The organism is Micrococcus sp. ACRRV (assembly GCF_022346985.1).
In the GTDB taxonomy this organism is placed as follows: Bacteria; Actinomycetota; Actinomycetes; order Actinomycetales; family Micrococcaceae; genus Micrococcus; species Micrococcus porci.
This window is the reverse complement of the sequence record NZ_JAKRNH010000080.1, coordinates 1-11,058: the sequence shown is the minus strand read 5'-3', so window position 1 is coordinate 11,058 and position 11,058 is coordinate 1. Positions and strand designations below refer to the sequence as shown.

10 protein-coding genes are annotated in these 11,058 nt (G+C 72.1%); 8 read left to right on the top strand and 2 right to left on the bottom strand.

All coding sequences use genetic code 11. The annotated features are described in order from the left end of the window. The first annotated feature begins 198 nt into the window (after positions 1-198). A complete protein-coding gene (locus MHY29_RS08885; protein ID WP_239240379.1) occupies positions 199-2,115 on the top strand; it encodes an FAD-binding monooxygenase in 1,917 nt (638 codons plus the stop codon). A 79-nt stretch (positions 2,116-2,194) separates the two neighbouring features. Here the strand turns inward: MHY29_RS08885 and MHY29_RS08880 are convergent, their stop codons facing one another. Both MHY29_RS08880 and MHY29_RS08875 read right to left on the bottom strand, forming a co-directional pair. Beyond that, the gene (locus tag MHY29_RS08880) at positions 2,195-3,832 is read right to left on the bottom strand and encodes a hypothetical protein (RefSeq protein ID WP_239240376.1); all 1,638 of its coding nucleotides are present in this window, start codon (positions 3,830-3,832) and stop codon (positions 2,195-2,197) included. After that, positions 3,829-4,263 (bottom strand): hypothetical protein, encoded by a 435-nt coding sequence (locus MHY29_RS08875; protein WP_239240373.1) that lies wholly within the window; start codon positions 4,261-4,263, stop codon positions 3,829-3,831. The genes MHY29_RS08880 and MHY29_RS08875 overlap by 4 nt, the downstream gene beginning before the upstream one ends. A 254-nt stretch (positions 4,264-4,517) precedes the next feature. Here MHY29_RS08875 and paaA point away from each other — a divergent pair, with 254 nt between their 5' ends. The 7 genes from paaA to MHY29_RS08840 all read left to right on the top strand — a co-directional run bounded on the left by paaA (position 4,518) and on the right by MHY29_RS08840 (position 10,825). Continuing rightward, positions 4,518-5,525 carry a 1,2-phenylacetyl-CoA epoxidase subunit PaaA gene (paaA, locus tag MHY29_RS08870; protein WP_239240371.1) on the top strand — a complete coding sequence of 336 codons (1,008 nt, stop codon included), beginning with the start codon at positions 4,518-4,520 and terminating at the stop codon, positions 5,523-5,525. Between the two features lie 3 nt (positions 5,526-5,528). Continuing rightward, a complete protein-coding gene (gene paaB, locus MHY29_RS08865; protein WP_224356294.1) occupies positions 5,529-5,831 on the top strand; it encodes a 1,2-phenylacetyl-CoA epoxidase subunit PaaB in 303 nt (100 codons plus the stop codon). Then, positions 5,828-6,661 carry a 1,2-phenylacetyl-CoA epoxidase subunit PaaC gene (gene paaC, locus MHY29_RS08860; RefSeq protein WP_239240368.1) on the top strand — a complete coding sequence of 278 codons (834 nt, stop codon included), beginning with the start codon at positions 5,828-5,830 and terminating at the stop codon, positions 6,659-6,661. The genes paaB and paaC overlap by 4 nt, the downstream gene beginning before the upstream one ends. Further along, a complete protein-coding gene (gene paaD / locus MHY29_RS08855; protein WP_370643492.1) occupies positions 6,658-7,167 on the top strand; it encodes a 1,2-phenylacetyl-CoA epoxidase subunit PaaD in 510 nt (169 codons plus the stop codon). Before paaC ends, paaD begins: the two co-directional genes overlap by 4 nt. Then, positions 7,167-8,333 carry a 1,2-phenylacetyl-CoA epoxidase subunit PaaE gene (gene paaE / locus MHY29_RS08850; protein WP_239240365.1) on the top strand — a complete coding sequence of 389 codons (1,167 nt, stop codon included), beginning with the start codon at positions 7,167-7,169 and terminating at the stop codon, positions 8,331-8,333. Before paaD ends, paaE begins: the two co-directional genes overlap by 1 nt. Before the next feature lie 118 nt (positions 8,334-8,451). Then, complete coding sequence (locus MHY29_RS08845) at positions 8,452-9,237, top strand: enoyl-CoA hydratase/isomerase family protein (protein ID WP_239240382.1); 786 nt, start codon at positions 8,452-8,454, stop codon at positions 9,235-9,237. A gap of 232 nt (positions 9,238-9,469) precedes the next feature. Further along, positions 9,470-10,825 (top strand): MFS transporter, encoded by a 1,356-nt coding sequence (locus tag MHY29_RS08840; RefSeq protein ID WP_239240362.1) that lies wholly within the window; start codon positions 9,470-9,472, stop codon positions 10,823-10,825. Positions 10,826-11,058: the final 233 nt, after the last annotated feature.

The window sequence follows — 11,058 nt, the reverse complement described above, 5'->3', positions numbered from 1 at the left end:
AGGCGGCGGGGACGCTGTCGTCGTGCGGGTCCACGGGGGCCTCCTGAGGGCGGGACGAGCGGATGTGGGTGTTGTGAACGGGATCACGTCGCGAGTAGAGTCTGGCACAGACACGTTCCCTCCCGGAACACCGCGTTCCCTCAGAGAACAACCCGGAGGGCGCCAGAGCCCCCGCCGCCGGCCCTGAAAGGTGCCCTCATGCTCTTCCACCACCACGGCTACGTCTCCACCGACCCCCGCATGAAGCCCGCCGCGGGCATCGGCCTGGACCGCCCCGCCGAGCTGCCGGACGAGATGGACGTCCTCATCGTCGGCACCGGCCCCGCCGGCATGATCGCCGCCGCCCAGCTGGCCATGTTCCCGGACGTGCACACCCGCATCATCGAGCGCCGCGGCAAGCGCCTGGAGATCGGCCAGGCCGACGGCATCCAGGCCCGCTCCGTGGAGACCTTCCAGGCCTTCGGCTTCGCCAGCCAGATCATCGACGAGGCCTATGACCTCACTTCCATGGCGTTCTGGAACCCCTCCCCCGAGGACGAGGACGCGATCGTGCGCACCTCCCTGGCCGAGGACGACCCCCACGGCGTCTCCGAGTTCCCCCACCTGATCGTCAACCAGGCCCGCATCCTGGACTGGTTCGCCGAGTTCATGAAGAACTCCCCCACCCGCGCCACCCCGGACTACGGCTGGGAGTTCGTCTCCCTCGACGACTCCGACCAGGACGCCGAGCGCCCCGTGCAGGTGACCCTGCGCCGCACCGTCGACGCCGAGGGCAACCCGCTCGCCGAGGGCGTGGCGGGCGAGGAGCGCGTGGTGCGCGCCAAGTACGTGATCGGTGCGGACGGCGCCGGCTCCCGCGTGCGCAAGGCGATCGGCCACTCCCTCTCCGGCGACGCCGCCAACCACGCCTGGGGCGTCATGGACGTGCTGGCCGACTCGAACTTCCCGGACATCCGCACCAAGTGCGCCATCCACTCCTCCTCCGGCTCGATCCTCCACATCCCCCGCGAGGGCGGCCACCTGTTCCGCATGTACGTGGACCTCGGCGAGGTCCCCGCGGACGACAACCACAAGGTGCGGCAGACCCCGATCGAGGAGGTCATCCGCCGCGCCCAGCAGATCATCCGCCCCTACACGCTCGACGTGAAGGACGTGGCCTGGAACTCCGTGTACGAGGTCGGCCACCGCCTGACCTCCGGCTTCGACAACCGCGAGCGCTGCACCCACCCGAACGTGTTCCTCCTCGGCGACGCCTGCCACACGCACTCCGCCAAGGCCGGCCAGGGCATGAACGTCTCCATGCAGGACGGCTGGAACCTCGCCTGGAAGCTCGGCCAGGTCCTCTCCGGGATCGCCCCCGCCGAGCTGGTGCCCACCTACTCGGAGGAGCGCAAGGAGATCGCCAAGAACCTGATCGACTTCGACAAGGAGTGGTCGACGCTCATGGCGAAGCCCACCTCCGAGCTGGGCGACCCGAACGAGGTGGCGGAGTTCTACACGAAGACCGCCGAGTTCCCGGCCGGCTTCATGACGGAGTACCGCCCCTCCATGCTGACCACGGACGCCGCGGGCCAGGAGCTGGCCACCGGCTTCCCGATCGGCAAGCGCTTCAAGTCCGCGAAGGTGGAGCGCTCCTGCGACACCAACGTCAAGCACCTGGGACACCTGCACCGGGCGGACGGCCGCTGGCGCGTGTACGTCTTCGCCGACGCCGCCGCCCCTCGGGACGCCGACTCGAAGGTCGCCGCCTGGGCCGAGGCCGTGGAGGAGGACCCGCAGTCCTTCCGCAACCGCCACACCCCCGCCGGCGCCCCGCAGGACGAGCGCTTCGACCTCAAGGTGGTCTACCAGCAGAAGCAGACCGAGTTCGCCTTCCCGGACGTGCCCGCGATGTTCCGCCCGACCACCGGCCCGCTGGGCCTGCACGACCTGAACAACATCTTCGCCGTGTGCCGCCCGGAGCACGCCGAGGACATCTTCGAGCTGCGCGGCGTCAGCCGCGACGGCGCCGTCGTGGTGGTCCGGCCGGACCAGTACGTCTCCGGCGTGTTCGGCCTCGACGAGGTCGACCGCCTGAACGCGTTCTTCGCGGGCGTCCTGCTCGACGCGAACTGACCGACCCGGCGCCCCCGGCGTCCCGACGGCGCCGCACCCCTCAGCGTGCGGGGTGCGGCGCCGTCGTCGTGGGCGGGGCTCACGGCAGGCGCGGCCCGAAGCGGGGGCCGGGGCGCTGACCGGCCGCCTCGGCGGCCTCCCGGACCTCCCGGGCCCGCTGGTCCACGGCCGGCTCCGTGCTGGTGCGGCGCAGGGTGAGCACGCGACTGGAGACCACGGCCCCGCCCGTGAGCAGCGCCAGCCGGGCCTGCAGGTCCGCCACCTCCGCACGGTCCTGCGCCGGGGCCCGATCGAACCCCTCGATAAGGCGGGCGTACTCGGAGCGGGCGTGGCCCGCGAGCGCCCCGTCGAACTCGTCGAGGCCGTCGAAGGGGCGGACCTCCCCCGGCTGCGGCAGCGGGACCTGGGCGGGGGCGTCGAACATGACCGTCGCCCGGGAGGCGCCGGGCCGGTCGTGGCCGCCGCCGAGGCCCCAGATCAAGTCCGCCTCGGAGGCGAACTGCAGGACCGCGGCCTCGGCGGGCGCCGCGGCGTCGTTGGCGGGGGCTCCCGCGGTGAGCACGCCCTCCACCCGGTAGGCGGAGGCGAACTGCTCGTCCGCCGCGAGGTCCAGGGCCCGCATGCCGCCCTGGGAGTAGCCGGCGAGGACCACGGTGGACCCGTGGGGGACGCCCTCGCGCTCGAGGGCCTCCTGCACGGCCCGGGTCACGCCCGGCTCGTCCGCGAGGGACTCGACGATCCCCAGGGCGTCGAACGGATTGTCGCCGGCGCCCCCGCGCGTGGTGGTCCCCGGCAGGCCGACGATCCAGGTCGACGCCGTGCCGCCCCGGCCGTCCGGGCGGTCCACCCGCGTCACGGTGAGGGCTCCGGCCCCGTCGGCGCCGTCCTGCTCCGGGACCAGGGAGAGCAGGGTGCTCGCCCGTCCGTCCAGCAGCGGCGGCGCCGGCCGGTCGCGGGCGCCCGGCTCCACCCGCACCTCGCCCTCACCCCGGGGCAGCGCCCCCGTGGAGACGAGCGCCCGGGCGAGCTCCCGGCTGGCGTCCTGGGCGGTCGCGGTGGGGAGCACCCCGGAGTCCACGCCCTCCTCCACGATGGCCGGCAGGGCCCCCGTCACGCGATCCACGGCCTCGCCCTTGCCCTTGTTCCATGCGTGCTTGGCGGGGTGCCACCAGGGCAGCTGCTTCGCCTGGAAGTCCAGGGCCGCCAACGACTCCGGGATGCCGGGGACGCCTCCCACGAGGGCCAGGAGCAGCCGCTGGGCGGCGTCGACGTAGGCCTTCTCCTGCGCGGCGCGCAGCTCTTCGGAGATCACCCCGGCCGTCTCCGAGGCCGTGGCGCCGTCCCGCAGGGACTCCGGCGTCACCTCCGGCACCCCCGCCAGGGCGGGGTCGATCAGGCCGATCATCGCCGCGTTGCCGGACTCCACCTGCCGGTACGCCTGCGCGGCGTGCTCCAGGCTGCGCCGCATGTCCTCGAGCCGCTCGGCCAGCCGCTCCAGGCCCGCCCGCCCGTCCTCCAGCCGGGCCCGGAGGACCTCGGCGCTGGGGGCGGTGCGCGCCGGGGAGACGAGGTCGAGGCCGAGGACGGTGCACCACTGGCCCGCCCGGCGCGCCAGGTCGCCGTTGTCGCGCTGGCGCTGGGCGACGGCCTCCAGGGAGCCGAGGTCGGCGTAGACGGAGCCGGGACCCCCGGTGACGCGGAAGGCCGGTGCGCTCATGCCGCCGCCATCGCGCGGAGCAGGGCCGAGGCGCCCTCCTCGGCCCGCCGGACCCGCAGCTCCGCGTCCCGCTCCGCCTGCTCGGCCTCGCTCCGGGCCCGGGCCAGCAGCCCGGCCCACTCACGGGCCTCGTCCTGGCGGCCCGTGGCGGTCCGGTGCAGGCCGTCGGTGCGCTCGCCGTACTCGGCCCCGGCCTCCGACCTCCAGTCCACGTCCAGGGCGGCGGCGACGCCCCGGGTCAGCTCCTCCAGCAGGGCCAGCAGGTCCCGCAGGTCCTCCGCCGCGTCGGCGAGGGCGTCCTGCGCGGCGCGGGCGGCCTGGAGGTCGGCGTGGGCGTCGGTGAGCCCGACGGCGAGGCGCGCGGCGTCGTCGTCGAGGCCGGCGGCCACGAGCGTGCGGAGGAGGGCCTGTGCGGTCGGTGGGAGGTGCATGAGGACGACGCTAGGGAAGACCGGCGCCCGACCGCTCGGCCGCGGACGGCCGCGGTGGACGGCCGCCCCCGGAGGGCCTCCTGTGCAGGAGGGATCCGGTCGCAGAGCCCTGGAGGCGCGCCCGTGGGACGTGTTGACGTGGCTCACACCAGTCCCTATCCTGAACGAACGGTCAGTAATTCGTCCGCACCTCGACCCGAGGCGCGGGCCCTGGCCCCCGGAACCCGATCCGCACTCAGCGTGAGGTGAACCCCATGACGCAGACCAGCAGCTCCCCGCACCTGGCCTCCGTGCCGTCCCCCGAGGATGCGGCCGGTCAGGAGAACTTCGACCGCCTGATCCAGGAGGACTCGCGCATCGAGCCCCGCGACTGGATGCCGGAGGCCTACCGCAAGTCCCTGACCCGCCAGGTGTCCCAGCACGCGCACTCCGAGATCATCGGCATGCAGCCCGAGGCCAACTGGATCACCCGCGCCCCGTCCCTGAAGCGCAAGGCGATCCTCATGGCCAAGGTGCAGGACGAGGCCGGCCACGGCCTGTACCTGTACTCCGCCGCCGAGACCCTCGGCACCCCGCGGGACGAGCTGAACGAGCAGCTGCTCTCCGGCCGCGCGAAGTACTCCTCGATCTTCAACTACCCGGCCCGCACCTGGGCGGACATGGGCGCGATCGGCTGGCTCGTCGACGGCGCCGCGATCTGCAACCAGGTGCCGCTGTGCCGCGCCTCCTACGGCCCGTACGGCCGCGCGATGGTGCGCATCTGCAAGGAGGAGTCGTTCCACCAGCGCCAGGGCTGGGAGATCCTCTACGAGCTCTCGCACGGCACCCCGGAGCAGAAGCAGATGGCCCAGGACGCCGTGAACCGCTTCTACGGCCCGTCCCTGCAGATGTTCGGCCCGCCGGATGAGGACTCCCCGAACTCCCAGCAGTCCATGGCGTGGAAGGTCAAGCGCTTCTCCAACGACGAGCTGCGCCAGCGCTTCGTGGACATGATCGTCCCGCAGGCCGAGGCCCTGGGCCTGACCCTGCCGGACCCGGACCTGAAGTGGAACGAGGAGCGCGGCCACTACGACTTCGGCGAGCTGGACTGGGATGAGTTCATGTCCGTCATCAAGGGCAACGGCCCGATGAACACCCAGCGCATGGCGCGTCGCGTCCAGGCCCACGAGGACGGGGCCTGGGTCCGCGAGGCCGCCGCCGCCTACGCCCGCCGCCAGGCCGAGCAGCACGTCCCGGCCGACACCCAGCTGATCGGAGCCTGATCCATGACCGAGAACACCGCCCCCAGCAACGAGTGGCCTCTCTGGGAGGTCTTCGTCCGCGCCAACCGCGGCCTCTCCCACGTGCACGCCGGCTCACTGCACGCCCCGGACGCCACCATGGCGCTGCGCAACGCGCGTGACCTCTACACCCGCCGCAACGAGGGCACCTCCGTGTGGGTCGTCCCCGCCGACGCCGTCGCGGCCTCGGATCCGGACTCCAAGGGCGGCTTCTTCGAGTCCCCGCAGGGCAAGTCCTACCGCCACGCCACCTACTACCAGAAGTCCGAGGGGGTGCCGCACCTGTGAGCTTCGCGACCAACGACTCCGCCACGAGGCACTCCGCCGGCGTCGCCATCACCGCCGAGGAGATCGCGGCCGGCGAGCAGAAGGCGAGCGACGACGTCGCCCGCTACGCCCTCGCCCTCGGCGACGACGCCCTGATGCTCGGTCAGCGCCTCTCCTGGTGGATCTCCCGCGCCCCGGAGCTCGAGGAGGACATCGCCCTGGGCAACATCGCCCTGGACCTCGTGGGCCACGCCCGCTTCCTCCTCTCCTACGCCGGCACGGCGTGGGGCAAGACCGAGGACGAGCTCGCGTACTTCCGCGACGAGGAGGAGTTCCGCTCCGTCCGCCTCGTGGAGGCTGAGAACGGCGACTTCGCCAAGACCATCGCCCGCCAGCTGTACTACTCGTTCTACTCGTACGAGCTGTACACCCGCCTGCGCGAGTCGGCCGACCCCACGCTCGCCGCCATCGCGGACAAGGCGCTCAAGGAGGTCCTGTACCACCAGGACCACGCCGCCCTGTGGCTGCAGCGGCTGGGCCTGGGCACCGAGGAGTCGAAGCGCCGCATGCAGCGCGGCCTGGACGAGCTGTGGCCCTACGTGGCCGAGCTCTTCCACGACGACGAGCTGACCCGCTCCCTGGCGGAGCAGGGAATCGCCGTGCTCCCCTCCTCCCTGGAGGAGTCCACGATGGCCCGCATCCGCGCCGCCATCGAGGAGGCCGGCCTGACCGTCCCGACGACGGGCACCGCCCGCGGCGGCGACCGCTCCGGCGCCATGAGCGAGTACCGCGGGTACATCCTCGCGGAGATGCAGTCCCTGGCGCGCCGTCACCCGGGGGCCTCCTGGTGACCACCGCCAGCGAGCTGCGCCCCGCCGATCCCGCCGACGCGCGGGTCTGGGATGCGGCCTCCACCGTGCACGACCCGGAGATCCCCGTGCTGTCCATCGCGGACCTGGGGATTCTCCGGGAGGCACGGGTCGAGGGCGAGAGGGCCGTCGTCGTCATCACGCCCACCTATTCCGGCTGCCCCGCCATGGACACCATCACCACGGACGTCACCCGCGCGCTCGAGCGCGCCGGGTTCCCCGACGCCGAGGTGCGCACCGTGCTGCAGCCGGCCTGGACCACGGACTGGATGACCGACGAGGGCAAGGCCAAGCTCGCGGAGTACGGGATCGCCCCGCCCGCGGCGCGCACCGACGAGGGCCCCGTGCGCGTGGGCCTGGCGGTCAAGTGCCCGCGCTGCCATTCGCTCGACACTCGAGAGATCACCCGCTTCGGCTCCACCTCCTGCAAGGCGCTGTACACCTGCCAGGAGTGCCTCGAGCCCTTCGACTACTTCAAGGTGCACTGATGACCGAGACCACCGACGCCCCCATCACCGGCAAGCGCCGCGCCACGTTCAACACCCTCGAGGTGTCCGGCCTGCGCAAGCTCACCGACGACTCCGTGGAGGTGACCTTCGCGGTCCCCGAGGAGCTCGCGGACGACTACGACTACGTGCCGGGCCAGTACGTCGCCCTCCGCAAGGAGCTCGACGGCCAGGAGCTGCGCCGCTCCTACTCCATCTGCGCGGTGCCGCAGCGCGGCGAGATCCGCGTGGCCGTGAAGAAGGACCTCGGCGGCACGTTCTCGACGTGGGCCAACGAGGTCCTCGAGGTCGGCGAGAAGATCGACGTGATGAACCCGCAGGGCGCGTTCACGTCCCGCACGAACGTCACCTCCATGAACGACCCGGAGGCCGTGGCCGCCGAGGCCGTGAAGCAGGACCAGACGCACCTGGTGGCCCTGGCCGCCGGCTCCGGCATCACCCCGATCATGGCGATCGCCAAGTCCGTGCTGGCCGCGTCCGACTCCGCGCGCTTCGACCTGATCTACGCGAACCGCTCGGCCATGGACGTGATGTTCGCGGAGGAGATCGGCGACCTCAAGGACAAGTACCCGGCCCGCTTCACGGTGAACCACGTGCTCTCCCGCGAGCAGCGCGTGGCCCCGCTGCTCTCCGGCCGCATCGACGACGAGAAGCTGAACACGCTGCTGGACCGCGTGATCGACGTCGAGAACACCGACGAGTGGTTCCTCTGCGGCCCGTTCGAGCTGGTCCAGCTGGCCCGCGACACGCTCTCCGAGCGCGGCGTGGCCGAGGACGACGTGCGCTTCGAGCTGTTCACCACCGGCAAGCCGGAGGCCCCGCAGGGCCAGTCCGGCCGCGGGGTCGAGGCCGACCCGTCCGGCGACAACGTCACCATCGAGTTCAACCTCGACGGCCTGTCCGCCAAGGTCGAGTCCCCGAAGTCCGCGCACGAGACGATCCTCAACGCCGCCCTGCGCGTGCGCTCCGACGTCCCGTTCGCCTGCGCCGGCGGCGTGTGCGGCACCTGCCGCGCCAAGGTCACCGAGGGCGAGTTCACGATGGAGGAGAACTACGCCCTGGAGAAGGACGAGGTCGAGCAGGGCTACGTGCTGACCTGCCAGACCCGCCCCACCACCGACAGCATCAAGGTCGACTTCGACGCCTGATGCGCCGAGCATGACGACGGGCGCCGCCCCCTGACCGGGGCGGCGCCCGTCGCCGCATGCACCCCCTGCGCCGCACCCCGCACCCTCCGTGCCGAGACCCCGAAGGAGCACCATGAGCATGATCGAGCTGGCGATCGCCGACCGCGTCGCCGTGATCACCCTGAACGCCCCCCAGAAGATGAACTCCCTGGACGAGCAGGCCCTGGCGGACCTGGCCGACGCGTACGCGCAGGCCTCCGCGGGCGCCGAGTCCGGCGACGTCCGTGCCATCCTGCTGCGCGGCGAGGGCCGCGGCTTCTGCGCGGGCCGCGACATCTCGAACGTCGTCCCCGCCGACGACGACGCCACCGCCTTCCTGCGGGACAAGGTCACCCCGGTGCTGAAGGCCATCTCCGAGGCCCCTGTGCCGACCTTCGCGGCCGTGCAGGGCGCGTGCCTGGGCGTGGGCCTGGGCCTGGCCATCGCCTCCGACGTGGTCTACGTGGCGGAGAACGCGAAGATCGGCTCGCCGTTCGCCAACCTCGGCGCGACCCTGGACTCGGGCGGTCACTGGCTGTTCACCGAGCGCCTGGGTGCCCACCGCACCCTGGACCTCATCTACACCGCCGAGCTGATCTCGGGCGCCGAGGCCGTGCAGGCGGGCCTGTTCTCCCGCGCCGTCCCGGCGGAGGAGCTGGACGGCTTCACCCGCGAGAAGGTCGCGAAGGTCGCCGACGGCGCCACCCTCGCCTTCCGCGCCTCCAAGGAGCTGGTCCGCCAGATCCGCGACCGGCGCGTGAGCCTCTGGGAGTCCCTCGACGCGGAGAACGTCGCCCAGGGCGAGCTCTGCGACACCGCCGACTATGCGGAGGGCTTCAATGCCTTCCAGGAGAAGCGGAAGCCGGAGTTCACCGGCCGCCCCTGATCCCCTCCGGCCCCGCCGGCCGCGACGCCGCCCGTCCCCTCCGCGTGGAGGGGACGGGCGGCGTCGTCGTCACGGGTCGCGCCGTCGTCACATTCACGTCGTGGAGAGTGCCCGTGGCACAGGTCACATTCGATCGTATACGGTGATCCCTGTCACTTCCCGACCGCTCGGTCGGTCCGCATTCGCATCGCCGTCTCAGGCCGGCACGCAGCCCCTCACCCCAGGAGCACCCATGAGCCACACCGTCGCCTCCCCGGCCGCCGCGGCCGCCCGCGACCCCCGCGAGGAGCGCAAGGTCCTCGTCGGCACGCTCGTCGGCACCACCATCGAGTGGTACGACTTCTTCATCTTCGCGCAGGCCACCGCACTCGTCTTCGCCACCCTCTTCTTCCAGCCCATGGGCGAGTCCGGCGCGCAGATCGCCGCGTGGGTGACCCTCGGCATCTCCTTCCTCGTGCGCCCGCTCGGCGCCATCATCGCCGGCCACCTCGGCGACACGTTCGGCCGCAAGCTGGTCCTCTCCCTGACCCTCATCGGCATGGGCGCGGCCACCACCCTCATCGGCCTGCTGCCCACCTACGCGCAGATCGGCGTGTGGGCCCCCATCCTGCTGGTGCTCCTGCGCCTGCTGCAGGGCTTCTCCGCCGGCGGCGAGTGGGGCGGCGCGGCGCTGCTGGCCGTGGAGCACGCACCCCACGGCAAGCGCGGCCTGTTCGGCTCCGCCCCGCAGATCGGCGTGCCGCTCGGCATGATCCTCGCCACCGGCGTGCTGTTCCTCGTGCGCTCCACCATGTCCGAGGAGCAGTTCCTCACCTGGGGCTGGCGCATCCCGTTCCTCGTCTCGGTCCTGCTGATCGTGGTCGGCTACTTCATCCGCAAGGCCGTGGAGGAGTCCCCGGTGTTCAAGGAGATGCAGCAGCTCAAGGTGGACGAGTCCGCCCCGCTGGGCGAGCTCTTCCGGCACCACACCAAGGAGGTCATCCTCGCCGCCGTGATCTTCGCCGCGAACAACGGCGTCGGCTACCTGCTCATCGCGTGGTTCTCGAAGTACGGCGGTCCGAAGGGCCTGGGCATGACCTCCTCCGAGGTGCTCATCGCGAGCCTCGTCGGCGGCGTCGGCTGGTTCATCTTCACCCTGCTCGGCGGCTGGATCTCCGACAAGATCGGGCGCAAGACCACCTTCGTGATCGGCTACGCGATCCTCATCGCCTGGGCCTTCCCGATGTTCCAGCTGCTCAACACGGCCTCGCTGCCGCTGTTCTCCCTCGCGCTCTTCGTGCTGACGATGGGCCTCGGCCCGTCCTACGGCCCGCAGTCCGCGATGTACGCGGAGATGTTCCCGGCCCGCGTCCGCTTCTCCGGCGTGTCCATCGGCTACGCGATCGGCACCATCATCGGCGGCGCCTTCGCCCCGCTGATCGCCGACGAGCTCGTGAAGTCCGGCTGGCCGAGCGTCGCCTGGTACATCATCGGCATCTCCGCGATCTCCCTGATCGCCGTCCTGTTCGTGCCCAAGGGCATCCAGGACCGCGAGCTGCACGACGAGGAGGTCGTCGCCACGCGCTCGAACCCGGTGGTCCCGGCCTGATCCGGCCCGCCTGACGGGTTTCACCCGTCCCCACCCCACGACGACGGCGCGTCCTCCTCCGGAAGGGCGCGCCGTCGTCGTGCGGTGTGCGGGCCGGACCGTCGCGGAGGCCCGCAGACACGCCGCCACGTCGGGGACGACACGGCGCGTCTGCGGGCCTCCGTGTGGGGGGCGCCGGGTCAGACGCTGATCGACGTGGTCTCGGCGCGGCCGCCCGGCCCCGTCTCCACCCC